The sequence below is a fragment of the Erythrobacter neustonensis genome (assembly GCF_001663175.1).
GTDB lineage: Bacteria > Pseudomonadota > Alphaproteobacteria > Sphingomonadales > Sphingomonadaceae > Erythrobacter > Erythrobacter neustonensis.
The window spans coordinates 405167-427905 of the sequence record NZ_CP016033.1; the positions used below are offsets into that span (position 1 = coordinate 405167).

Consider the following 22739-nt stretch of genomic DNA (forward strand, 5'->3'; position numbering starts at 1 on the left):
CGGCGCAACCGCAACGTGAACCGCAAAGACCACACGGGGGAAATGACCATGGACCGTAAGCTCAAGACCGGACGCCTGACCGCGCCGAGCCTCGCGCTGGCTGTCAGCACTGCGATCGCGGGGCTGACGCTCGCCCCGGCGACCACCTCGGCTGCGCCGCGCGCCGATGTCTCGTTCGAGAACGCGCAGGCCGCGCTTGCCAAGGGCAAGATCGCCAAGGCGATCCAGCACGCCGAAGCCGCGGTGCTCGCCAACCCGCGCGAGCCTTCCTATCGGGCGCTGCTGGGCGCGGCCTATCTCGAAGACGGGCGCTTTGCCGCAGCCTCGACCAGCTTTGCCGATGCGATGGAACTGGGCGACAATGCGCCGCGCACCGTGCTGAGCTTCGCGCTCGCCCGGATCGCGCTGGGCGACAGCCGCGGCGCGCTGGGCGTGCTCGACGAGCATGCGGGCAGCATCGATCCTGCCGATCTGGGCCTTGCGCTGGCGCTTGCCGGACAGCCCGAACGCGGTGTTCACGTGCTGATCAACGCGGTTCGCAGCGCCGAACAATCGACCCCCAAGCTGCGCCAGAACCTTGCCTACAGCTATGCGCTCGCGGGCAACTGGCGCGCGGCGCAGGTGATGGCCGCCGAAGACGTCTCGGCCGACCAGTTGCAGGCCCGGCTGGCGCAGTGGGCCGAACAGGCCGCGCCCGAAATGTATCAGCAGCGCATCGCCTCGCTGCTGCAGGTCACCCCGCGCGCCGATGCAGGCCAGCCGCAGGCGCTTGCGCTTGCCAATTTCCCCGATCCCGCGATGCTTGCCGCCGCAACGGCCCAAACCTCGGCCAGCGACAGCGAAATGGCCTTTGCCGACCCGGTCGAGGTCGCCTCGCCTGCGCCTTCGCCCGGCTTTACCGCCGCCTTTGCCGCGAATGAAGCTGCGCCTGCCGCCGTTTCGGCCCCCGCTTACGGTGATGATGCGGGCGCGCCGCGCTTCGTTTCGAACCCGGTGGTGCAGCAGCTTGCCGCTGCCCCCGCCGCTGCGCCGCGCGCCGCCGCGCCGCGTCTGCCTGCCCCGCGCATGGCCGCTTCGGTCTCGCAGCGCCGCATGGCCGCGCCCGCCGTCGCAGCGCCCGCAGACAAGGGCCCGGCGACGCATCTGGTGCAGCTCGGCGCCTATAACAGCCGTGCCGAAGCGCTGCAGGGCTGGACGATGCTGCAGGGCAAGTTCCCGCAGTTGAAGGGCCGCAAGCCCACGATCACGCAGGCGCTGGTCAATGGCCGCACCTTCTGGCGCGTCGCTGCCGAAGGCTTCACCGCGACGGGCGCAAAATCGATGTGCGGCACGGTCAAATCGGCCGGGCGCGGCTGCTTTGCCTATGCCGCCGCCACCCCGCCCGCGGGCGCGGTGAAGCGCGACGTGCAGGTCGCCTCGCGCAGCCGCTGATTCTCGCTCAGAAACGCGAAAACGCCCGGATGGCCATGGCTGTCCGGGCGTTTTTTCGTGTGGGCTTTCCTACAAATGGGCGCGCGCGATAGGGTCGATCCGGCGGCTCACCCCGCCTTTGCGCGTCCGGCGATCCGTGAAACATTGTGCCGTGCAGGAAAACACACGCAAATCTGCGGTTTCGCAGGCTCAAATCCAACCGCGCACAGGGCGTTTCAGGCCGGTCCAGACCCCCGCCTGACCCCTGTTCGACCCCTTCCAGACCCCTTTCAGCCCGGTCTCGACCCCGTGTTTCACGGGCTTTGCCCCCCGCCAGCGCATGGGCTTGCTGTAGGATCGCTGCTCAGCGCGCGATTCGCACCCCGCCCTTCCACAGGCCCAGCACCCGCCCTTGCGTGCCATGCCGATCGAAGGGGGTATTGTCCGCGGTCGCCTCCATCCGGCGGCGGTCGATGATCCACGGGGCCTGCGGATCGACCAGCGCCAGATCGGCCTCGGCCCCTGCGGCAAGGATCCCCGCATTGACCCCCAGCACCCGCGCCGGATTGGCGGCGAGCAGAGCGAATGCGCGGGGCAGGTCGATCACATCGTCGCGCACCAGCCCCAGCGTCAGCGCCAGCAGGCTTTCGGCCCCCGCCATTCCCGGCAGCGCATCGGCAAAGGGCAGGCGCTTGTCCTCCGGACCGCGCGGATCGTGGCCGCTGGCGATGACGTCGATCGTCCCGTCGGCAATCGCCGCGAGCGCCGCCTGCCGGTCGGCCTCGCTGCGCAAGGGCGGGGAAAGTCTTGTAAAGGTGCGGAAATCGACAGTGGCAAGATCGGACAGCAGGAAATGCGCCGGCGTAATCCCGCAGGTCACATCAAGCCCCCGCGCCTTCGCCTCGCGCACCAGCGCAAGGCCGCGCTGCGTCGTCACCTGCCGGATATGCAGCCGCGCGCCTGCCAGTTCGGCGAGCGCAATATCGCGCGCGATCGCCAGCGCCTCGGCCTCGGCGGGGGCGGCGGGCAGGCCCAGCCGGGTCGCGATCTCGCCAGCGGTCGCAGCCGTTTCTCCGACGAGAGCGGCATCCTCGGCGTGAGTGACCACCACGAGGCCGAGCATAGCGGCATATTGCAGCAGCCGCAGCATCACGCCGCTGTCCGCGATCCAGCGCCGCCCGGTGGCGACCGCCTTGGCGCCGGCATCCTGCATCAGCGCCAGTTCGGCAAGCTCCCGCCCCTCCATCCCGCGCGTTGCGGCGGCGAGCGGATGAACCCACAGATCGGGCTTCCCGCTCTTGGCGATGAAGCCCACCCGGCTCGGCAGATCGAGCGGCGGGGACTGGTCGGGCATCAATGCGGCGCGGGTGATCCCGCCGAAATGGAAGGCAGGCTTGTCGACCGCGAAGACGCCAAGGTCGACCAGACCGGGGGCAAGCAGTTTCCCGCGCGCATCGACCACCGTGTCGCCCTCGGCAGCGGTAACGTCGGCGCCCACGCCAAGGATCACGCCGTCGCCGCAGCATAGCGCGCCTTGCGTGATCCCCTCAGGCGTCACCAGCTGCGCATTGATGATCGTCAGCGGCACGGTCTGTTTCATGCCCAGCCCTCCACGCCGCGCGTCTCGCGGGTCAGCACATCGAGGCACGCCATGCGGATCGCCACCCCCATTTCGACCTGCCGGGTGATGAGCGAGCGGCCTGCAAGATCGGCAACCTCGCTGTCGATCTCCACGCCGCGGTTCATCGGGCCCGGGTGCATCACCAAGGCATCGGGCCGCGCGATCGCGAGGCGCTTGGCGGTGAGGCCGTAGAGGTGGCGATATTCGCGCGGGGACGGGATGAACTGCCCGCTCATCCGTTCCGATTGCAGGCGCAGCATCATCACCACTTCCGCTCCGTCGAGCGCATCGTCGAAACGGTGATGCACCTCCACCCCCATCGCCTCGATACCGGCGGGCATCAGCGCAGGCGGCGCGCAGACGCGCACCTTGGCGCCCATTGCGGTGAGGCACAGGATATTAGAACGCGCCACCCGGCTGTGCAGGATATCGCCGCAGATCACGACATTGAGCCCGGTGAAGTCCTCCGCCCCCTCGCCCCGCTCGGCGAGAGCATGGCGCAGGGTGAGCGCATCGAGCAATGCCTGTGTCGGGTGTTCGTGCTGCCCGTCGCCCGCGTTCAATACCGGGCAATCGACCTTGTCCGCGATCAGCCCCGTCGCCCCCGACGATCCGTGCCGGATCACGATGGCGTCCGCCCGCATTGCGTTCAGCGTGATCGCCGTATCGATCAGCGTTTCGCCCTTCTTCACGCTGCTGGTCGCGGCATGCATGTTCACCACGTCCGCCCCCAGCCGCTTGCCCGCGATCTCGAAGGACAAAAGCGTGCGGGTCGAATTCTCGAAAAAGGCGTTGATGATCGTCAGGCCTGCCAAGAGATCGGTGTGCTTGGCGCTGGTGCGGTTCAGCGCGACCCACTGTTCGGCTTCGCTCAGCAGATAGAGGATTTCGTGGCGGGCAAGCTTGCCGATACCGGTAAGATCGCGGTGCGGGAACGCCAGCCGGCCGGCCGGGAAGCGGCCTTCGGGGGCGGTGAGATCGGTCGATGTCATTAAAGCGATGCCCTTAATCGAGCCGCGTCTGTCGCTCAACCCACGGCGTAAGCTTTCCGATAGAACTGCGCGGGCAAAGACCCTACACGGCGCGGCAAAGGCATAAAGGACAGAGCATGAGTTTTGTGGGCAAGGTTTGGAAGGTCCTCGTCGGGGTCAAGGACGGTCTGGTCCTCCTGTTCATGCTGTTGTTCTTCCTCGCCGTGTTCGCAATCCTCTCGGCGCGGCCCAATCCCGGGCAAGTGCGCGATGGCGCACTGCTGATCGATCTGGGCGGTGTGATCGTCGAGGAGAAGACCGCGCTCGATCCTGTGCAGGCGCTGCTCGCCCGCAGCGCGCCGATGGCCGAAACCCGCGCGCGCGATGTTGTCCGCGCGCTCGACGCGGCGGCGGGCGATGCCCGGATCAAGGCGGTAGTGATCGACATGACCACCTTCCTCGGTGGCGGTCAGGTGCATCTGAAGGACATCGGCGAAGCGATGGACCGGGTGCGTCAGGCCAAGAAGCCGGTGTTCACCTATGCGCTGGGCTATGCCGATGATCACATGCTGATCGCCGCCCACGCCAGCGAGGTGTGGATGGACCCGCAGGGCATGGCGGTTATCGCCGGGCCGGGGGGCAACAATCTCTACTATGCCGGCCTGCTCGAAAAGCTCAGCGTCAAGGCGCGAATCTACCGCGTGGGCGCGTTCAAATCGGCGGTCGAGCCCTATTCGCGCAGCGACATGTCCGAGGAAGCCCGCGCCAACGCGGCCGGGCTCTACGGCGCGATGTGGGAGGAGTACAAGGCGAACGTCACCAAGGCGCGGCCCAAGCTGCAACTGGCACGCGTGACCGGCGATCCGCTCGCCTGGATTCAAAGCTCGGGCGGCGACATGGCCAAGGCGGCGGTTGGCGCAGGAATGGTCGACAAGCTCGGCGATTATGCGCAATTTGGTGCGCGCGTCGCGCAGGTCGCGGGCGAGGACCCGTGGGACAAGACCCCGGGCAAATTCGCGTCGAGCGAGCTTGAACCTTTTCTCGCCGATCTCGGCGCGATCCGGCAGGGCAAGGCGATCGGCGTCGTCACCATCGCGGGCGAAATCGTCGATGGCGAGGCCGGGCCGGGCACCGCGGGCGGCACGCGGATCGCCGACCTGCTCGACGCTGCGCTCGCGCAGGATCTGGCGGCGCTGGTGGTGCGGGTCGATTCGCCCGGCGGATCGGTGACGGCATCCGAAGAAATCCGCCGCGCGGTCCAGCGCCACCGCGACCGCAAGATCCCCGTCGCGGTCTCCTTCGCCAATGTCGCGGCGAGCGGCGGTTACTGGGTCGCGACCTCGAGCGACCGGATCTTTGCCGAACCCGACACGATCACCGGCTCGATCGGGGTGTTTGCGGTAATTCCCACCTTCGAGGATGCCGCGGCAAAGCTGGGCGTGACCTCCGACGGGTATCGAACCACCGAATTGTCGGGCCAGCCCGATTTCCTCGGCGGCTTTACTCCGGCGATGGACGCGCTGCTCCAGAACTCGATCAACGGCACCTATTCGCGGTTCCTGGGCCGGGTGTCGGCCTCGCGCCGCATGCCGCTCGCACGGGTTGAGGAGGTTGCGCAAGGGCAGGTCTGGGACGGCGGCACTGCGCGCCAGATCGGGCTGGTCGACGAATTCGGCGGGCTGACCGAAGCGCTCGGCTGGGCCGCGGCCAAGGCCGGGGTCAAGGACGGCGAATGGCATCCGGTGTTCCTCGGCGAAAGCGATGGCAATTACGATTCGCTGATCCGCCGGATGGTAACGGGCGGCTCGCAAGCGCGCACCGCGGCAGGCGGCGGCGATATCTTCGCGCTGCTGGGCCGGCGCTCGGAGCATCTCGGCGCGCGGATCAGCGCCGATGCCCTGCGACTGCTCGGCGCCCGTGGCGCGCAGGCGCTGTGCACCGATTGCCCGATCACCGGCACCCCCGTCGCGCCTGCCCCGCGCCCGGGCGATGACCGTGCAGAAGGGATGATCGCGCTGCTGGCCTGGCTGGCGAAGCTGTAAAAGCGCAAAGGCATGCGCGCGAACGCTTGCCAAGCCGCACAGCCCGCTTTAAAGGCGCCCCCCTGTCCGGGCCACACGGCCCACCGGACGGGCGCGTAGCTCAGCGGTAGAGCACACCCTTCACACGGGTGGGGTCACAGGTTCAATCCCTGTCGCGCCCACCATTTCCCGCCCCCTTTGCGGCCCTGGGAAATGATGATCTGGCCGGTTTCCGGCGGGCTCTTCTTTCTCCCCCTCCGTCACGCGCCTCGCGGCTTGACCGCGCGGCGGGTTGCGCGGCAAAGCTGTGCTTCAATCCCGCCGACGGGCGGACAGCTGGGGTCACTGATGCGCAAACTTGTCCGGGGCCTGAGCCTCATCGCGATCGCCGCCGCTTGCCATGCGGCTGCGCCGTCGGCGGCACAATCCTTCATCGAAGGGAGCTTCGACCGCGCCATCCCGACGCTGACCGAGAATGCAGGCCATGCGCCGGGGGCGAAGATCACCTCCCCCGATCAGACCTACGCCTATCTGAAGGCGCTGGCCGAGGCCGCGCCGGACCGGGCGCGGCTGGTGCAATATGCGACAAGCTGGGAGGGCCGCCCGCTCTATTACCTCGTCCTGTCCGCCCCCGCCAACATCGCGCGGCTTGATGCGATCCGAGCCGACATGGCGAACATCGCCGCGGGACGCGCAGGCAATGGCAGCGCGCTGCCGGTGACGTGGCTGGCATACGGCGTCCACGGCAACGAGATTTCCTCGACCGATGCCGCGCTGATGACCGCCTACCACCTGCTCGCCGCCAAGGGCGATGCGCGCGCCGACAAGATCATGGGCAATACCATCGTCGTGATCGACCCGATGCAGAACCCCGATGGCCGCGCGCGGTTTTTGAACAACTTCCTTGCCTCGACCGGGATCGTCCCCGATGGCGACCGGCAGGCAGCCGAACACGACGAACCCTGGCCGTCGGGCCGGGTGAACCATTACATGTTCGATTTGAACCGCGACTGGTTCACGTTGTCGCAACCCGAAACCCGCGGCAAGGTGGCGGCGATCCGCGACTGGAACCCGGTGGTTGTGGTGGACCTCCACGAAATGAGCGGGGACGAAAGCTACTTCTTCTCGCCCGCCGCCCAGCCCTTCAGCCCCAACCTCACGCCTGCGCAGATCCGCGCCTACGAGAAGATCGGGCGCTACAACGCCGCGGCCTTCGATGCGCGCGGCGAGCCCTATTTCACGCGCGAGGTCTATGACCTGTTCTACCCTGGATACGGCGATACCTGGAACGCGCATCAGGGCGCGATCGGTTCGACCTATGAACAGGGATCGGCACGCGGACTGGTGTGGGAGCGGCGCGACGGGACCACGCTGACCTATGCCGAGACGGTCGCCAATCACTTCACCGCCAGCCTGGCGACGGCTGCGGCAGTGGCGGACAATCCGGGCAAGTTCCTCGCCGATTATGCCGCCTACCGCGCTGGCAATGCGCAGGGCGCGGCAGGCAGGGGCAGCTATGTCATCGATCTCGGCAAGCGTCGCTGGAATGCCGAGCGGCTCGGCCGGCGGCTCGCTGCGCAGGGCATCACCGTGCTGCGCCGCGAGGGCAGCGCGAACGTCTGCGGCAAGTCCTATCCCGCCGGCTACCTTGCGGTGCCGCAAGCCCAGCCTGCCGCACGGCTGATCCGCAGCCTGCTCGACCGCGATACGCCGCTGCCGGCCGATTTCCTCGCCGAGCAGGAGCGCCGCCGTTCGGTCGATCTGCCGCACGAGCTTTATGATGTCACCGCATGGGCCGTGGGGCCGATGGCCGGGGTCGATGTGATGCTGTGCAGCGGTGCGGCCGGGGGTGAGCCGATGGCGGCCGACATGCCGATTGCCGCGCGCCAATCGGGCAGCGGCGCCTTTGCCGTCGCCGTGCCGTGGACCGACAGCGGACAGGCGCGGCTGGTGGCGCTGGCGCTGCGCGAGGGCATTGAGGGGCGCGTCACCGACCGCGCCTTTTCCACCGGCGGCCGCAGCTTCCCGCGCGGCACGGTGGTGTTCCCGGCGGGGCGCAACACGCCCGAAAAGCTGGCGCGGCTTGCAGAACTGTCGCGTGAGATCGGGGCCGAAACCGCCGCACTCGACAGCGGCTGGACCGAAACCGGGCCGAATCTCGGCAGCGAGCATTTCGCCCGGCTGACCCTGCCCCGCGTGGCGGTGGCATGGGACGACGGCGTCTCGCCGCTCTCGGCGGGGTCGCTGCGCTATGTGCTCGAACAGCGCATCGGCCTGCCCGTCACCCCGATCCGCACCGCGCGGCTTGGCCGGGCGGACCTCAGCGATTACGACGTGGTGCTCGTTCCCGAAGGCGATCCTTCGGCGCAACTGGGCGACAGCGGACAGCGCGCCTTGCGCAGCTTCGTGCAGCGCGGCGGAGTGCTGGTCGCGATCGGGGAAAGCCTCGATGCCTTCACCGGCGGCGACACGCCGCTGCTTGCGGTCAAGCGCGAGGCGGCGCTGGGCCGCGACCCTGCCGCATCGGGCGAGAGTGCGAAGAGCGATCTGGCCGAGGCCGCCGAAATCACCAGCGACAGCGCCTATCGCGAGGCGATCAAGGATCAGGCGGCGCTGCCCGATACCCTGCCCGGCGCGCTGCTCAACGTGGTGGGCGAGCCCGACCATTTCCTCTCCGCCGGCTACGACGATGGCGCGGTGGTGCTGGCAAGCGGCACGCAGATTTTTACCCCGGTGGCGCGCGACAAGGGCGTCAACGTCCTGCGGTTCGCCGCGCCTGCCGGCCTGATCGCGAGCGGATACGTGTGGGACGAGAACCGCCGGCAACTGGGCTACAAGCCCTACCTCATGGCGCAGCAGACCGGCCGCGGGCTGGTGATCGGCTTTGCGCATGATCCTTCGACCCGCGGCTATCTCGAAGGGCTCGATCTGCTCATCGCCAATGCGGTTCTGGTGGCGCCGTCGCGGGTGCGCTGACGGCATCACGCCCACCAGAGTGTTCTAGGCGATTGACATGCGATGTGTCATGCTGGCGGGCATGACGCTGTTCCATGCGCTTGTCGTGCTCCATGTCGCCACCGGCGCGGTGGGTCTGGCGGCGTTCTGGGGACCGATCGTCACCAGAAAAGGCGCAGCCCGCCACCGCCAGTGGGGCCGGGCTGCCTGTTATGGCTTTCTGGGCGCCGGGATGCTGGCGATAGCGATGGCGATGCTGTCGCTGTTCGGGCCCGAACATCGCCACCCGGAAGTCACCGACCGCGCGCTCTACGACGGACTGTTTGGCTGGATGATGCTTTATCTCGGCACGCTGACGATCGGCTTTGTCGATTACGGGCTGGCAGTTGTACGGCATAGCCGCGAGCGCACGGTGCTGCGCCGGCCGCGCTATCAGGCGGTGATCGCGGCGGTGGTGCTGTCCGGCGCGTGGTGCGGCTGGTATGGCTGGCAGGTGGGCCACCCGCTGATGATGCTGGTCGCGTTCATCGGCATCGCCGCGATGCTGATCCAGCAGCGCTATATCTGGCGGGCAGGCGATCCCCCGCGCGGCAGCCCCGCCCCCAAGCAGCGAAGCGGCAGGGCACCAGATTACATCGGCGAGCATTTCCGCGCGCTGATCGGGATGGGCATTTCGGCCTATACCGCCTTCCTGTCGGTCGGGCTGATCCGGATGGTGCCCGAACATGTCTTCAACCCCGCGATCTGGGCCGGGCCGAGCGTGATCGGGGTGGGCCTGATCCTCTATTTCACGATCAAGGGCAAAAAGGCCGCGATGCCCCCGCTCTCAGGCGCACGCCCACATCCGCAATAGGTTGGCGATGGTCTTGTCGAGCGTGAGCAATTCGGCCGACTGGCTGGCAAGCTGACGCCGCAGGCTTGCGCGCAGGTTCTCCAGATCGAACAGGAGTTCGCGGCGCGCAGCATCCTCGATCATGCTTTCGATCCAGCCGACGCACACGATCCGCGTGCCGCGTGTGACCGGGCGCACCTCGTGGATGCTGCCGGAAGGGTAGAGCATCAGATGGCCAGGCGCGCCCTTGACCTGCTGCGTCGTGCCCGCCGCATCGATCACCAACTCGCCGCCGTCGTATTCTTCGGGCGGGGTCAGGAACAGCGTGAAGGACAGGTCGGTGCGGATACGCCGGTCGCCGCGGCCCATCAGCGCGTTGTCGACATGCGGCCCATAGCCTCCGCCCTCGCCCGTCCGACTGATCAGCAGCGGCGAAAAGCGGCGGGGCTGCGCCGCGGCGCGGATCACCGGGTGATCGGCCAGCAGCGCGGACAGTTCGGATTGCAGCGCGCGGCCCGGCGCGCTGTCCATTATCGCCTGTTCGTTACGCTTGACCTCGGCCGCGACTGCGCCCGCAGTTTCGCGCCCGTCGCGCCAGTCGAGCAGCGCAATCCGCTCGGCGATGGCGGCAAGACGATCAGGCTCGGGAATGGCGTGGATGGCAAGGATCATGCCGCCCCGCTTAGCGCCGCAAGACGCCTTCGGCCAGCAAGCGGTTGACCCCGGCGGCAACCGCGTCTGCGCTCAGCCCCTGCTTGTCGCCCCACACGACATAGCGCAGCCCGACGAACACGTTCATTCCCATCACCGCCCAGGCTTCAAGTTCGCCCAGATCATCGCGCAGTTCGCCCGCCGCAGCGCCTGCCCCAAGCCGGTCGGCAATTCGCGCGGCGATAGTTTCATAGTGGTCGCGGTAACTCGCCGGATCGACGAATTCGGCCTCGTCGATGATCCGGTAGATTTCCTTGTGTTCGGCGGCAAAGCGCAGAAACGCCGCGAGCGCCGCGCGTTCGATTTCGAGCGCAGACATTTCCGCCGACAAGGCCGAACGCGCGCTGGTGCGCACCTTCTCGCTCATGTCCGCGACGAGCGCGCGGAATAGCGCGTCCTTGCTGTCGAAATAGGTGTAGAAGCTGCCCAGCGCCATCCCTGCGCGCCGGGTGATCGAGCTGACCGAAGCTTCGTGGAAACCCTTTTCGCCGAACTCCTCTGCCGCCGCATCGAGCAGCTTGCGCAAGGTTCGCCGCCCCCGCTCGGTGCGCGGCGCTTTCGCGTCGGTCGGTGTGGCGCCCTCGGCCATCGCCGCGGCGGCTGGACTGTTGCCCATCAGCTACTCCCTCCACGCTTTCGGTAGGCCCGGCATGCCGCAGACACAAGTCTAAACTTGAAAGGTGGTTCACCTTTCAATAATGGTGGGCACATAAGAGGGACAGGAGAGGAAACCACCCAATGAACACCACGCTTTGCACCCGTGCGCTGCTGCTCGCCGGCGCCGCCGGATTCGTCACCTTTGCGGCGCCCGCGATGGCGCAGGATTATGCGCCCGAAATTGCTCAGCAGACTGTGGGCGAACCTGTTGCGGCCGAGGAAGAAGGCACGATCTTCGTTACCGCGCGCCGCCGCGAGGAACGCCTGATCGACGTGCCGCTCTCGGTCACCGCGATCTCGGGTGAAACGCTGGCCAAGCAGGGCGTGCAGGATATCACGCAGGTCGCCCAGCAGGTGCCCAACATCACATTGGAAGTCAGCCGCGGCACCAACACCACGCTCACCGCCTTCATCCGCGGGGTCGGCCAGCAGGACCCGGTCGCCGGTTTCGAAGCTGGCGTCGGCCTCTATGTCGACGATGTCTATCTCAACCGTCCGCAGGCCGCGGTGCTCGATGTCTATGATGTCGAGCGCGTCGAAGTGCTGCGCGGTCCGCAGGGCACGCTTTATGGGCGCAACACCATCGGCGGCGCGATCAAGTATGTCACCGCCGATCTGCCCGATGAAACCAGCCTCAAGGTGCGCGGCACCTATGGCTCCTACGATCAGGCCGACCTGATCGTCACCGCCTCGACCCCGCTCAGCGACAGCTTCAAGATCGGCGCCAGCGGCGCGCGCCTGTCGCGCGGCGGGTTCGGCCGCAACCTCACGCTCGGCACCGAGAACTACAACAAGGATGTGTGGGCCGCGCGCGGCACGCTCGAGTTCGAAAGCGGCATCGTCAAGGCGCGGCTTTCGGGCGATTATGTCAAGGACACCTCCGAAGCGCGGCAGGGGCACCGCTTCACCCGCGGCCTCGTCAGCGGCGCGCCGGTGCTGGATAACGTGTTCGACACCCGCGCGGGGCTGAATGTGGTCGACCAAGAAGTCGAGGCCTGGGGCGGCGCGCTCAACATCGCGCTGTCGCTGTCCGACACGCTGACCTTCAAGTCGATCACCGGCTACCGCGAGGACAAGTCGACCACCCCGATCGATTTCGATTCGCTTCCGGCGGTCGATGTCGATGTCCCCGCGATCTACAACAACGATCAGCTGAGCCAGGAATTCCAGCTCCTCTACGAAGGCGACCGCCTGTCGGGCGTGCTGGGCTTCTACTACCTCGATGCCAACGCCTTTACCGCGTTCGATGTGGGGCTGTGGACTACCGGCGCGCTGCTTGGCCTGCCCGGCCTGACCGCGCAGACGCTGGGCGATGTCAACACCAAGACCTGGTCGGTGTTCGGCGATTTCAGCTACGATCTGACCGACACGATCAGCGTGTCGCTGGGCGGTCGCTACACCAACGACAAGCGCACCAGCCAAGTCCTGCGGACCAGCTTCTTCGGCGGGTTCTCCGACCTGTTCGACGGCGACGGCACCGCCTTTGCCGTGACCAGCAACTTCAACGGCAGCCGCACCTTCAAGGACTTCAACCCGCGCGCGTCGATCAGCTGGCAACCCAACCGCGACCACAATTTCTATTTCACCTATTCCCAAGGCTTCAAGGGCGGCGGCTTCGACCCGCGCGGCCAGACGACCGCCTGCCGCAATCCGCGCGGGGCTGCGTGCAACGCGCAGGAAGTGTTCGATTTCCTCAGCTTCGATCCCGAAACCGTCGACAGCTTCGAACTGGGCTGGAAGGCCTCGCTGCTCGACAACCGGCTCAACATCAGCCTTGCAGGCTTCCTGGGGCAGTACAAGGACGTGCAGATCCCGGGCTCGGTCGGGGTCGATGCCAATGGTGACGGGGTGAACGAAAGCTTCATCGGCATCACCTCGAACGCGGCCGATGCCGACGTCAACGGGATCGAATTCGAAGGCAGCGCGCTCGCGGGGCGCGACTTTGCGGGCGACGGCAGCCGCTTCACGATCAACTGGTCGCTGGGCGTGATCGATGCCAAGTTCAACACCTTCATCGACGCCTTCGGCCGCGATGTGGCGGATGAACGCGTGTTCCAGAACACTCCCGACATCACCGCACACATGGGCTTCGATCTCGGCCTTCCGGTGGCGAGCGGGATGCTCGACTTCATCGGCACCGCGTCGCTGCGTTCGGATGCGAGCCAGTTCGAAGTGCCCAATCGCTTCCTCGATCAGGATGGGTTCGCGCTGGTCGATGCCAGCGTCGTCTACACCGCGGACAGCGGGCTGTTCTCGGTCGGGGTCCACGCCAAGAACGTGTTCGACAAGCGTTACATCGTCGCGGGCTACAACTTCCTTGCGGGCGGTGTGAACGGCGCGCCCTTCGTGCCCACGCTGGGCCGCGAAGGCACGCTGACCGGCTTCTACGGCGATCCGCGCCGCGTGTTTGTGACCGCGCAAGTCAACTTCTGATCTTCTCTCGCCTTTGAGGGGCGGCGGCAGGGCATCACCCGCCGCCGCCCCGTTTCTTCCTCTTTCCTTGGGCATGGCAAGCGGGCATAGCGCGGCCCATGCACGATATCCGCTCGATCCGCGAAAACCCGCAAGACTTCGACGCCGGCCTCGCCCGCCGGGGTCTCGATCCACTCGCCCAGGCGCTGATCGCGCTGGACGAGGCGCGCCGCGCCGCGACCACCGAGGTGCAGGTCGCACAAAGCCGCCGCAACGAAGCCAGCAAGCTGATCGGCGCGGCGATGGCCAAGGGCGACCGTGACGGCGCCGAGGCAATCAAGGCCGAAGTGGCTGCTTTGAAAGAGCAGATGCCCGCGCTCGAAGCCCGCGCCGAGGAACTGGCGGGCAAGCTGAAAGAACTGCTCGAAGTCATCCCCAACCTGCCGGGCGCGGATGTGCCCGATGGCGGGGGCGAGGAAGACAATGTCGAGGTCAGCCGGTGGGGCACCTTGCGCGACTTCGACTTCCAGCCGCGTGAACACGCCGACATCGCCCCTGCCCTCGGCATGGATTTCGAAACCGGCACAAGGCTCTCGGGCGCGCGCTTCACTTTCCTGCGCGGCGGCATGGCGCGGCTCCACCGCGCGCTCGGCCAGTTCATGCTCGACGTGCAGACGGGCGAGCATGGCTATGCCGAATGCAATCCGCCGGTGCTGGTCGGCGACGACGCCATGTATGGCACCGACAAGCTGCCCAAGTTTGCCGAGGACAGCTTTGAAACGCATGTAAGTATGCAGGAGATGATTGATAAGCTCGCTAGTGATGGTATCGAGCAATTTAAGCAAGACGCTGCCAAAGAGCTCTCTTTTAATAGTGCCGGTTTCAATGCGCAGCTTTACCAAACGCTCCGTGAAAGCATGGTAGGGCAAGCCAAGGCCAAGTTCAAAAGCAGAGGATCGACCCGCCGCTGGCTCATCCCCACCAGCGAAGTCTCCCTCACCGCCAGCGTCATGGGCGAATTGCTCGATGAAGCGGCCCTCCCCATGCGCCTCACCGCGCTCACCCTGTGCTTCCGCTCCGAAGCGGGCGCGGCGGGGCGCGATACGCGCGGGTTCATCCGTCAGCACCAGTTCGAGAAATGCGAGCTGGTCAGCATCGTGCGCCCCGAGGAGTCCGAAGCCGAGCACCAGCGCATGGTGCGCGCCGCCGAGACCATCCTCGAACGCCTTGCCCTGCCCTATCGCAAGCTGCTCTTGTGCACCGGCGACATGGGGTTCGGCGCGCGCAAGACCTATGACCTCGAAGTCTGGCTGCCGGGCCAAGGCGCTTACCGCGAGATCAGCTCCTGCTCGAACACCGGCGATTTCCAGGCACGCCGGATGAACACGCGCTACCGCGTGGCGGGCGAGAAGAAGACCGAGTTCGTCCACACCCTCAACGGCTCGGGCCTCGCGGTCGGCCGCACGCTGGTGGCGGTGATCGAGAATTACCAGAACGCCGACGGCAGCGTCACCGTGCCCGATGCCTTGTTGCCCTACATGGGCGGCATCACCCGGCTGGAGCCGCTCGCCTGATGCGCATCCTCCTTACCAACGACGATGGCATCCACGCGCCCGGGCTCAAGGTGCTCGAAGAGATCGCGCGGCAATTCTCCGACGATATCTGGATCTGCGCGCCGTCCGAGGAACAGTCGGGCGCGGGCCATTCGCTCACGCTCAACCGCCCGGTGCGCCTGCACCAGCATGGCGAGCGGCGCTTCGCGATCAGCGGCACGCCCACCGATAGCGTGATGATGGCGCTGCGAACGGTGATGCCCGATGCCCCCGAGCTGATCCTGTCGGGCGTCAACCGCGGCGCGAACCTGGCCGATGACATCACCTATTCGGGCACCGTGTCGGCCGCGATCGAAGGCGCGCTGGCGGGGGTCCGTTCGATTGCCTTCAGCCAGGTCTATGCCCGCGAAGGCATGGGCGACGATGTGCCCTTTGGCGCGGCGCTGGAATGGGGGCCGAAAGTGCTCGAAAAGCTGATCGACGCCCCGATGGCAGAGCGCACGCTGATCAACGTCAATTTCCCCGCGATCGCCGCCGATGCGGTGAAAGGCATCCGCGTGGTCCGGCAGGGCTTCCACGATTACAAGCGCGGCACCATCGTCGAAGGCCGCGATCCGCGCGGCTACCGCTATTTCTGGTTCGGGCTCGACCAGATCGAACACACATTGGACCACGGCACCGATCTCGAAGCGATCGAGGACGGCTATGTCGCGGTCACCCCGCTGCAGCTCGACCTGACGCATTATTCGACCATCGGCATCTTTGCCGACCGGTTCGCCGACTGATGGCAAGCCAGCCCAGCCGCAACCCGTTCAAGCGGCGCGCAGCGGCGAGCGGGCATTTCCAGCCGCTGCGGCGGCAGGTCAAGATTCCGGTCTGGGGCGATCTTGGCATCCGCGCCGGGCTTGCTTTCCTGCTGATCGGGCTGGTCATCACGATCCACTGGTTCGACCGCGCAGGGCTGAAAGACGGGCACGACGGCGTCATCAGTTTTCTCGATGTCGTCTATTTCACGATGATCAGCATCACCACCACCGGCTTCGGCGATATCGCCCCGGTGAGCGACCGCGCGCGGTTGATCGAGGCGGTGATCGTCACCCCGGTGCGGATCGCCGTGCTCTTCATCTTCGTGGGCGCGGCCTACGATTTCGTCATCAAGCGCAGCTGGGAGAAATGGCGCATGGCCCGCATTCAGGAACAGCTGACCGATCACGTGGTCGTGCTCGGCTACGGCGTCTCGGGCTCGCAGAGCGTGGGCGAGCTGATCGAGCGCGGGGTCAATCCGCGTTGCATCGTCGTGATCGACCCGTCCGAGGAACGCCTCACCGAAGCCGAGCGGCTCGGCGTCAATGTCATGGCGGGCGACGCGACGCGCGACGAAACCTTGAAATCCGTGCGCATCGGCAGCGCGCAGAGTGTGCTGGTGAGCGCGGGGCGCGACGACACCTCGATCCTGATCGTGCTGACCGTGCGCCACCTCGCCCCGAACGTGCCGATCAGCGTGGTGGTGCGCGCCGACGACAACGAACTGCTTGCCCGGCAGGCGGGCGCCAACAACGTCATCAACCCGGTGCGCTTCACCGGCCTGTTGCTGGCAGGCACCGTCAAGGGCGCGCATATCGCCGACTATCTTGCCGATCTTGCGAGCGTCGGCGGGCGGGTGCAGCTGGTCGAACGCGAAGTCAGCGCGGCAGAGGTCGGCCGCCCGATCAGCGAGCTCAAGAGCGGCGGAACCGGTCTCAGGGTCTATCGCATGGGCCGCCCGATCGGCTTCTGGGAGCAGGAATGCCAGAACCTGCAAGCCGGCGATGTGGTGGTCGAGATCGTCCCCACCGCGCCGAGCGAAGCGGCGCCCGATCTGTAGAGCGAAAGGGCGAAGCCTAGCTTCGAAACCAGACGAACACGCCGCCCATCATCGCCATGCCGACCAGCAGATGCCCGGCATCAATCAGGAACAGCGCCAGCGGTTTCCTCTGGAACAGGTAGTTGATCCCCACCGCAGGGATCATCACGCCCACGGCAAAGCCCAGCGCCATCATCATCACGACGAAGCCCGGCGGATCGGTGCGCGCGAGCAGGTGCCACAGAACCATCGCGGTCAGCATTTCGAAGGCGAAGGCCAGCGCGAAGATGACCTTCATGTTGCCGGCTCGCAGCTGGCTGTTCGACAGGCCCGCCGCGCGCTGCCACGGCTTGGCAAAGATCAGCCCGTACCACAGCGCACCGACGGCAAAGAATGCGGCGGTGCCGGCCAGCACCGGGAGCAGGGAAAAATCGTTCATCGGCTGTCTCCTGTGCCAACCTGCCAATCGAGGGCAATCGCGCCTCCATCGGGCAAGGCGCGCCATTGGTCCAGAAAGGCATCGAGGCTTTCGCGAATGGCGCTGAGTTTCCGGGCTGCGTTTTCGGGCGCGGGCACGTGGCTTGCCGCCCATGCGGGTTCGGCCATCGCCAGCAGCGCCGTATCATCCGCGCCCCCGCTCCAGCTTGCCGCTTCGAAACATTCGACGAGGCGTTCGGCCTGGATAAGTTCGACGATCGCCGGATCGGGCCGCGCCGCGCGGCTGGCGCTCGCATGGCCGCCGTCCGCTGCCAGCGCCTGCACTGCGCCGGGCGTCATGCCGCTGGCGATCAGTCCCCAGAAACCCGCCGTCATGCGCAACTCGCGCTCGACGAAAAAGTGGAAGGCATCGTGGGGGTAAGGGCCCTTGCGGGGGAAGCCGAAGGCTTCGCGCGACCCGTCACCGCGCATCACCGCGACCTTGTCCCCGTTCGTGCCCTTGGTGATCGTGATGTGCATCGCGGTGAGCCTTAGCCGTTCGCCGCGCCGGTCGATAGGTGCGGCGCGCGGGCCACCTTCAGATCACGTAGGCGAATTCTTCTTCCGCCGCGGTCGCCTTGCGCCCGCGCATTTCGGCATCGAGCTGCACCACGGTGCGGCTGGCGGTCTTGACGAAGATGCCCGGCACCAGCGCGTGCACCATGCACGCCGCGCCGCCCACGGCCATGCGCCAGCCGAAGCTGAAAGCGGTGCGCGCGTGCTGGCCATAGGTCTCGCCGATGGCGCGCGGGTGTTCGGTGAAGAGCTTTTCGATCATGCGGGCAACAATGCCTTCGGGCGGCGCGCTCGGTCAAGCCTAGCGCTTTTGCCCCGCACAGTGTAGGGGCGCGCGCGACATGGCTTCGATCCCCACCATCCTCCCCGACCAGAAACGCATCGGCATGGTCAGCCTCGGCTGCCCCAAGGCGCTGGTCGATTCCGAACGCATCCTCACCCGCCTGCGCGCCGATGGCTATGCCTTTGCCGAGGATTATGCGGGCGCCGACGTGGTGCTGGTCAACACCTGCGGCTTCCTCGATTCCGCCAAGGAGGAAAGCCTTGCCGCGATCGGCGAAGCGATCGCCGAAAACGGGCGCGTGATCGTGACGGGCTGCATGGGCGAGGAAGCCGACGCGATCCGTGCCGCGCATCCCAGCGTGCTCGCGGTGACGGGCGCACACCAGTATGAACAGGTGGTCGAAGCGGTGCACACCCATGCGCCGCCAAGTCAGGGGCCGTTCGTCGACCTGATCCCGCAAATGGGCGATCTGGTCGATATCAAGCTGACCCCGCGCCATTACAGCTATCTCAAGATTTCCGAAGGCTGCAACCATTCCTGCGCCTTCTGCATCATCCCCGATCTGCGCGGAAAACTCGCCAGCCGCCGGATCGATGCGGTGCTGCGCGAGGCGGAAAAGCTGGTCGCGGCGGGCACCCGCGAACTGCTGATCATCAGCCAGGATACCAGCGCCTACGGGGTCGATACCCGCCACGAACCGCGCCAGTGGCATGGCCGCGAGGTGCGCGCGCACATGACCGATATGGCGCGCGAACTGGGAGCGCTGCGCACGCCCGAAGGCCGCGCGCCGTGGGTGCGGCTGCACTATGTCTACCCCTACCCCCATGTCGATCAGGTCATCCCCTTGATGGCCGAAGGGCTGCTGACGCCCTATCTCGACATTCCGTTCCAGCACGCCGCGCCCAAGGTTCTGAAGGCGATGAAGCGTCCCGCGAACGAGGCCAAGGTGCTCGAACGGCTGAAAAGCTGGCGCGAAATCTGCCCCGACATCGCGATCCGCAGCTCCTTCGTGGTCGGCTTCCCGGGTGAGACCGAGGACGATTTCCGCTACCTGCTCGACTGGCTCGAGGAAGCGCAGCTCGACCGCGTCGGCGCGTTCCGCTTCGAACCCGTCGAAGGCGCGGCGGCCAATGCCCTGCCCGATCAGGTGCCTGAAGCCATCAAGGAAGAACGCTACGCCCGGATCATGGAAGTGACCGAGCGGATCAGCGCGGCCAAGCTTGCTGCCAAGGTGGGCCGCACGCTCCCCGTAATCATCGACGAGATCGGTGAGCCTGACGAGGATGGCGACATCGGCGCCACCGGCCGCAGTCAGGCCGACGCGCCCGAAATCGACGGCGCGGTCTATCTGCGCAATGTGCCCGACGGCCTCGTGCCGGGCGATATCGTCGACGCGGTGATCGAGGATGCCGACGCGCACGATCTGTTCGGCGCGGTTGCGGCGCCTGCGGGGCGCTGAGATTCCGGCAGCGAGCGATGGCGGGGCCTTGCGTTAACCCCGCCCTTGCCCGCGTCCCCGCAAGGGACGGCGGATGGTTAATGACTCGCAAGGCTGGCGGCGACACCCCATACTTGTGCGCATGATCCGCCTCATCGCCTTCATCGCCGCGCTTGCCGCCCTGCAATATGCCGCACTGGCGCAGGATATGCCCGCAACGGATGCTGCCCGCGCGCCGGGTGCCCATCAGTCTGGCAGCGCCCCGACGTTCGAGCCGATCGATCCCGATACGACGGTTGCTGGCGCAGCATCGGGCACAGCCGATGATGCGGCGGCGGTCTATGCCGGGCTTCCCGCCATTGCCGGTCCGGGGCAAAGCGTCGCGCCGGAGCCGGTCGCAGCCCCGATCGCTGCACAAAGCGTTCCGATCGATGCCGATGTCGCCGCACCGCGCGGTCCTGCGGCGCGGGTGATTGCCGGCCCGCCGCCTGCCGTGCTCCCCGCCGCAGCGCCTGCGCCCGCCGCCGGTGGCCCTTTCGTGATCAAGTCGATCCTCCCGGTCGAAGGCACGTTCCGCTATGGCGACTGGTTCTGGGATGAAAGCGCCGCGCCGAAAAGCGGCGCGCTGGTGATCACCGTCGATCTCGAAGCGCGCGTCATCAGCGCCTTTCGCGACGGCCACGAAATCGGCACCGCAGTGGTTCTGGTGGGCACACAGGAACACCCCACTCCGCTCGGCAGCTTCCCGATCCTGACCAAGGAACGCGACAACGTTTCCGAGAAATACAATAACGCCCCGATGCCCTGGACGCTGCGCCTGACGTGGGACGGGATCGCGATCCACGGATCGCCGGTCATGAACGGCTATGCCAGCCACGGCTGCATCGGCGTGCCCGACGAATTTGCCGCCAAACTGTTCGCGTCCGCCAAGCGCGGGGACAAGGTGATCATCACCCGCGGCCGGATGGTGGGTCTGGGCGACAAGCTGCTGTAAACCGCGCGCACGGCGGCGCCGGCAGCCTAGTTCAATCCGGTGCGCGGCGGTTCGGGCCGGAACCGCCAGACCCGCATCATCACGCCCACTTTCTCGACCCGCTCGACGCCGGGCACCGCCAGCACGCCGCCGAGCGAGGCGTTGTCGCCCGCCCACAAGCGGTCCCACGCCCGCCCGGCCTCGGCGCGGGTGACCTGACCGCCCAGCGCTGCGATGATCCGCGCCAGCGTTTCGATCCCGATGATCCGCGGCGCATTCGCGCAATAGCTGAAACCGGGCACGCCGCTGTCGCTGTCCTCGCGCAGCACCATGTCGTGCCAGTCGAGTTCGGCATACCAATCCAGCGCCTGCCATGCCTCGGCAAGGTGGGCTGCGCTGGTCGTCAGCCCCACCGGGTCGAGCCAGTCCGCCGCGGCCAGCGCAGCGCGCATTCGCGTGCGCTCGAAGGCGGGATCGGCGTTAGTGGGGTCCTGCGCCGCTCTCACCCCCGCAGCTTCGACCAGCGCGGCAAGCTCGGCCTTGCGCCAGCCCAGCAGCGGACGCAGCAGCAGCACTTGATCTTGCGCGATCCGCGAATGGCCCCGCACCCCGGCAAGACCCGCCAGCCCGCTGCCGCGGTTCAGCCGCATCAACAGCGTTTCGGCCTGATCATCGGCGTGATGTGCGGTCGCGATTGCGCCAAGCCGGTGCTCGGCCGCCCAGTGCGCCAGCGCGGCGTAGCGTGCGTTGCGGGCCTCGGCCATGCGATTGCCGGGGGCAAGGCGGATGCCAAGCGGAGTAAAGGGAATGCCGCGTTCGGCAGCGATCCGGCCTACCAGCGCCACCTCGCCGGCAGCCTCGGCCCGCAGGCCATGATCGACGCTCGCCACCGCGATCCGGCCCGGCAGCACTTCGGCGGCAAGCAGCATCAGCGCCAGACTGTCGGGCCCGCCTGAAACCGCGAGGCCCAGCGGGCCGTCGCGCTCGTCCTCGGGCCACAGGGCTGCCAGATCCGCGGCAAACCGCGCGGCAGCCGTTGCGCTCAGTTGCACTTCACCTTCGCGCGGGTCGCCTGATAATCGCTCGCGAGCCGGCCCGACGCGATCAGCGGATAGGTCTCGGCAAATTCGGCGAGCGCGATGCAGGCGCGCTTGGTGTCCTTCATCGCCACCATCGACGCGCCGAGATAAAGCAGGCTGTCGGGCGCGCGGTCACCCGCCTTGTTCGCCTGGTAATTCTTCAGGAACCAGCGCGCGGCATCCTCGGGCATGTTGTCGTCGAGGAATGCCCGGCCGAGCAGATTGCGGCCAAAGCTGATGCGGCTGTGGTTGGGGTATTGCTCGACATAGCGGGTCAATTGCTGACGCGCCTCGGGGTAGAACCCGGCGTTCCACAGGCGGAAGCCATAGGAATATTCATCGTCCGCAGCATCGGCGGTCTGCGGCTTGGCGATCGCCTGCACCGCAGCAAGCCGCGCTGCGCTCGGCGCGCTGACGACCGGGGCGGGCGCGGTGCTTACCGCAGGCACGCTGGCTGCGGGGCGCGGTGCCGGAATCTGGCTTGCCGGCACGCTCGCCGCCGGAACGCCGAGCGCGGGCTGCGGCAGCGCGCCTGCCGGCGCAAGCGTGCCAGCCGGCGCGCTCGCCGCGGCTTCGAGCGCAGCAAGCCGGCCCGACAATTGCGCGATCGCATTGGCCTGTTCTTCGGCGCGCGCGGTCATCGTCTGTAACTGGTTTTCCAGCGCATCGATGCGGATGAGGATATCGGTGACCGCGGTGGTGGAAGGCGCCGGGCTAGTGGTGCCTGCGGTTGCCGGAGTCTGCGTGCCTGGGGTGATCTGAGGTTCGAAAAACTTGCCGTCCCCGCCCGGGAACACCTTGCGCTGAAGCGCGCGCACTTCGGCTTCGACTTTCTTGAGCCGCGCCTCGGCGGCATTGTCCTGCGCCATCAGCGGCGCGGGCACGCTGGCAACGCTTGCCGCAGTGGCGACCATCATCGCGGCACCGGCAAGGCGCAAGGAAAGGGTTCTGGGGCGGATGGTCATGGCTGGTCAGGCTCCCTGGCAA

Annotated in this window: 19 protein-coding genes and 1 tRNA gene; 11 read left to right on the forward strand and 9 right to left on the reverse strand. The window is 67.1% G+C overall.

What is annotated here, in order from left to right; genetic code table 11:
* Nucleotides 1-48 precede the first annotated feature (48 nt).
* Complete coding sequence (locus tag A9D12_RS01945) at nucleotides 49-1431, forward strand: tetratricopeptide repeat protein (protein WP_068349295.1); 1383 nt, start codon at nucleotides 49-51, stop codon at nucleotides 1429-1431.
* 343 nt (nucleotides 1432-1774) lie between these two features.
* Here A9D12_RS01945 and A9D12_RS01950 read toward each other — a convergent pair whose 3' ends face one another.
* Nucleotides 1775-3010, reverse strand: a complete 1236-nt coding sequence (locus A9D12_RS01950) for a dihydroorotase (RefSeq protein ID WP_068349297.1) — start codon at nucleotides 3008-3010, stop codon at nucleotides 1775-1777.
* Nucleotides 3007-4023, reverse strand: coding sequence for an aspartate carbamoyltransferase catalytic subunit (locus A9D12_RS01955; RefSeq protein WP_068349298.1), 1017 nt, complete (start codon nucleotides 4021-4023; stop codon nucleotides 3007-3009). Before A9D12_RS01955 ends, A9D12_RS01950 begins: the two co-directional genes overlap by 4 nt.
* A gap of 116 nt (nucleotides 4024-4139) precedes the next feature.
* On the opposite strand from A9D12_RS01955, the gene sppA reads away from it, so the two are divergent.
* From sppA to A9D12_RS01975, 4 genes are all read left to right on the forward strand, one after another.
* Entirely contained in the window at nucleotides 4140-6044 is a 1905-nt protein-coding gene (sppA, locus tag A9D12_RS01960) for a signal peptide peptidase SppA (protein WP_068349300.1), read from the forward strand.
* 89 nt (nucleotides 6045-6133) lie between these two features.
* A tRNA-Val gene (locus tag A9D12_RS01965) sits at nucleotides 6134-6208 on the forward strand.
* 163 nt (nucleotides 6209-6371) lie between these two features.
* Nucleotides 6372-8999 (forward strand): M14 family metallopeptidase, encoded by a 2628-nt coding sequence (locus tag A9D12_RS01970; RefSeq protein WP_068353422.1) that lies wholly within the window; start codon nucleotides 6372-6374, stop codon nucleotides 8997-8999.
* 37 nt (nucleotides 9000-9036) lie between these two features.
* Nucleotides 9037-9831 carry a hypothetical protein gene (locus A9D12_RS01975; RefSeq protein WP_231889669.1) on the forward strand — a complete coding sequence of 265 codons (795 nt, stop codon included), beginning with the start codon at nucleotides 9037-9039 and terminating at the stop codon, nucleotides 9829-9831.
* On the opposite strand, the gene A9D12_RS01980 is transcribed toward A9D12_RS01975, so the two are convergent.
* Together A9D12_RS01980 and A9D12_RS01985 are read right to left on the reverse strand one after the other, a co-directional pair.
* Nucleotides 9805-10482 (reverse strand): Fe2+-dependent dioxygenase, encoded by a 678-nt coding sequence (locus A9D12_RS01980; RefSeq protein ID WP_068349302.1) that lies wholly within the window; start codon nucleotides 10480-10482, stop codon nucleotides 9805-9807. The genes A9D12_RS01975 and A9D12_RS01980 overlap by 27 nt on opposite strands.
* 10 nt (nucleotides 10483-10492) lie before the next feature.
* The gene (locus tag A9D12_RS01985) at nucleotides 10493-11137 is read right to left on the reverse strand and encodes a TetR/AcrR family transcriptional regulator (RefSeq protein WP_068349309.1); all 645 of its coding nucleotides are present in this window, start codon (nucleotides 11135-11137) and stop codon (nucleotides 10493-10495) included.
* A gap of 122 nt (nucleotides 11138-11259) precedes the next feature.
* On the opposite strand from A9D12_RS01985, the gene A9D12_RS01990 reads away from it, so the two are divergent.
* The 4 genes from A9D12_RS01990 to A9D12_RS02005 all read left to right on the forward strand — a co-directional run bounded on the left by A9D12_RS01990 (nucleotide 11260) and on the right by A9D12_RS02005 (nucleotide 17007).
* The gene (locus tag A9D12_RS01990; protein ID WP_068349311.1) at nucleotides 11260-13611 is read left to right on the forward strand and encodes a TonB-dependent receptor; all 2352 of its coding nucleotides are present in this window, start codon (nucleotides 11260-11262) and stop codon (nucleotides 13609-13611) included.
* Nucleotides 13612-13709: 98 nt separating this feature from the next.
* Nucleotides 13710-15164 carry a serine--tRNA ligase gene (gene serS, locus A9D12_RS01995; protein WP_068349313.1) on the forward strand — a complete coding sequence of 485 codons (1455 nt, stop codon included), beginning with the start codon at nucleotides 13710-13712 and terminating at the stop codon, nucleotides 15162-15164.
* Complete coding sequence (surE, locus tag A9D12_RS02000) at nucleotides 15164-15928, forward strand: 5'/3'-nucleotidase SurE (protein WP_068349315.1); 765 nt, start codon at nucleotides 15164-15166, stop codon at nucleotides 15926-15928. The genes serS and surE overlap by 1 nt, the downstream gene beginning before the upstream one ends.
* A complete protein-coding gene (locus A9D12_RS02005) occupies nucleotides 15928-17007 on the forward strand; it encodes a potassium channel family protein (RefSeq protein ID WP_068349317.1) in 1080 nt (359 codons plus the stop codon). The genes surE and A9D12_RS02005 overlap by 1 nt, the downstream gene beginning before the upstream one ends.
* A gap of 16 nt (nucleotides 17008-17023) precedes the next feature.
* Here the strand turns inward: A9D12_RS02005 and A9D12_RS02010 are convergent, their stop codons facing one another.
* The 3 genes from A9D12_RS02010 to A9D12_RS02020 are packed head-to-tail and all read right to left on the reverse strand — an operon-like array spanning nucleotide 17024 to nucleotide 18241.
* On the reverse strand, nucleotides 17024-17425 hold the full coding sequence (locus A9D12_RS02010; protein WP_068349319.1) for a DUF1761 domain-containing protein: 402 nt from the start codon (nucleotides 17423-17425) through the stop codon (nucleotides 17024-17026).
* The gene (locus tag A9D12_RS02015; RefSeq protein WP_068349321.1) at nucleotides 17422-17943 is read right to left on the reverse strand and encodes a hypothetical protein; all 522 of its coding nucleotides are present in this window, start codon (nucleotides 17941-17943) and stop codon (nucleotides 17422-17424) included. The genes A9D12_RS02010 and A9D12_RS02015 overlap by 4 nt, the downstream gene beginning before the upstream one ends.
* 58 nt (nucleotides 17944-18001) lie before the next feature.
* Nucleotides 18002-18241, reverse strand: a complete 240-nt coding sequence (locus A9D12_RS02020; RefSeq protein ID WP_068349323.1) for a DUF6356 family protein — start codon at nucleotides 18239-18241, stop codon at nucleotides 18002-18004.
* A 79-nt stretch (nucleotides 18242-18320) separates the two neighbouring features.
* Here A9D12_RS02020 and rimO point away from each other — a divergent pair, with 79 nt between their 5' ends.
* Nucleotides 18321-19721 (forward strand): 30S ribosomal protein S12 methylthiotransferase RimO, encoded by a 1401-nt coding sequence (gene rimO, locus A9D12_RS02025; protein WP_068349325.1) that lies wholly within the window; start codon nucleotides 18321-18323, stop codon nucleotides 19719-19721.
* Nucleotides 19722-19842: 121 nt separating this feature from the next.
* Entirely contained in the window at nucleotides 19843-20694 is an 852-nt protein-coding gene (locus A9D12_RS02030) for a L,D-transpeptidase family protein (RefSeq protein WP_082925336.1), read from the forward strand.
* A gap of 26 nt (nucleotides 20695-20720) precedes the next feature.
* Here the strand turns inward: A9D12_RS02030 and tilS are convergent, their stop codons facing one another.
* Nucleotides 20721-21725, reverse strand: a complete 1005-nt coding sequence (gene tilS, locus A9D12_RS02035) for a tRNA lysidine(34) synthetase TilS (RefSeq protein WP_068349329.1) — start codon at nucleotides 21723-21725, stop codon at nucleotides 20721-20723.
* Nucleotides 21716-22717 (reverse strand): tetratricopeptide repeat protein, encoded by a 1002-nt coding sequence (locus A9D12_RS02040; RefSeq protein WP_082925337.1) that lies wholly within the window; start codon nucleotides 22715-22717, stop codon nucleotides 21716-21718. Before A9D12_RS02040 ends, tilS begins: the two co-directional genes overlap by 10 nt.
* Nucleotides 22718-22739 lie beyond the last annotated feature (22 nt).

Bases quoted from the DNA above. Each gene is read 5' to 3' on its own strand.
- A9D12_RS01945 (WP_068349295.1), top strand. From the start codon at position 49: ATGGACCGTAAGCTCAAGACCGGACGCCTGACCGCGCCGAGCCTCGCG.
- A9D12_RS01950 (WP_068349297.1), bottom strand. From the start codon at position 3,010: ATGAAACAGACCGTGCCGCTGACGATCATCAATGCGCAGCTGGTGACG.
- A9D12_RS01955 (WP_068349298.1), bottom strand. From the start codon at position 4,023: ATGACATCGACCGATCTCACCGCCCCCGAAGGCCGCTTCCCGGCCGGC.
- sppA (WP_068349300.1), top strand. From the start codon at position 4,140: ATGAGTTTTGTGGGCAAGGTTTGGAAGGTCCTCGTCGGGGTCAAGGAC.
- A9D12_RS01970 (WP_068353422.1), top strand. From the start codon at position 6,372: ATGCGCAAACTTGTCCGGGGCCTGAGCCTCATCGCGATCGCCGCCGCT.
- A9D12_RS01975 (WP_231889669.1), top strand. From the start codon at position 9,037: ATGCGATGTGTCATGCTGGCGGGCATGACGCTGTTCCATGCGCTTGTC.
- A9D12_RS01980 (WP_068349302.1), bottom strand. From the start codon at position 10,482: ATGATCCTTGCCATCCACGCCATTCCCGAGCCTGATCGTCTTGCCGCC.
- A9D12_RS01985 (WP_068349309.1), bottom strand. From the start codon at position 11,137: ATGGGCAACAGTCCAGCCGCCGCGGCGATGGCCGAGGGCGCCACACCG.
- A9D12_RS01990 (WP_068349311.1), top strand. From the start codon at position 11,260: ATGAACACCACGCTTTGCACCCGTGCGCTGCTGCTCGCCGGCGCCGCC.
- serS (WP_068349313.1), top strand. From the start codon at position 13,710: ATGCACGATATCCGCTCGATCCGCGAAAACCCGCAAGACTTCGACGCC.
- surE (WP_068349315.1), top strand. From the start codon at position 15,164: ATGCGCATCCTCCTTACCAACGACGATGGCATCCACGCGCCCGGGCTC.
- A9D12_RS02005 (WP_068349317.1), top strand. From the start codon at position 15,928: ATGGCAAGCCAGCCCAGCCGCAACCCGTTCAAGCGGCGCGCAGCGGCG.
- A9D12_RS02010 (WP_068349319.1), bottom strand. From the start codon at position 17,425: ATGAACGATTTTTCCCTGCTCCCGGTGCTGGCCGGCACCGCCGCATTC.
- A9D12_RS02015 (WP_068349321.1), bottom strand. From the start codon at position 17,943: ATGCACATCACGATCACCAAGGGCACGAACGGGGACAAGGTCGCGGTG.
- A9D12_RS02020 (WP_068349323.1), bottom strand. From the start codon at position 18,241: ATGATCGAAAAGCTCTTCACCGAACACCCGCGCGCCATCGGCGAGACC.
- rimO (WP_068349325.1), top strand. From the start codon at position 18,321: ATGGCTTCGATCCCCACCATCCTCCCCGACCAGAAACGCATCGGCATG.
- A9D12_RS02030 (WP_082925336.1), top strand. From the start codon at position 19,843: ATGATCCGCCTCATCGCCTTCATCGCCGCGCTTGCCGCCCTGCAATAT.
- A9D12_RS02040 (WP_082925337.1), bottom strand. From the start codon at position 22,717: ATGACCATCCGCCCCAGAACCCTTTCCTTGCGCCTTGCCGGTGCCGCG.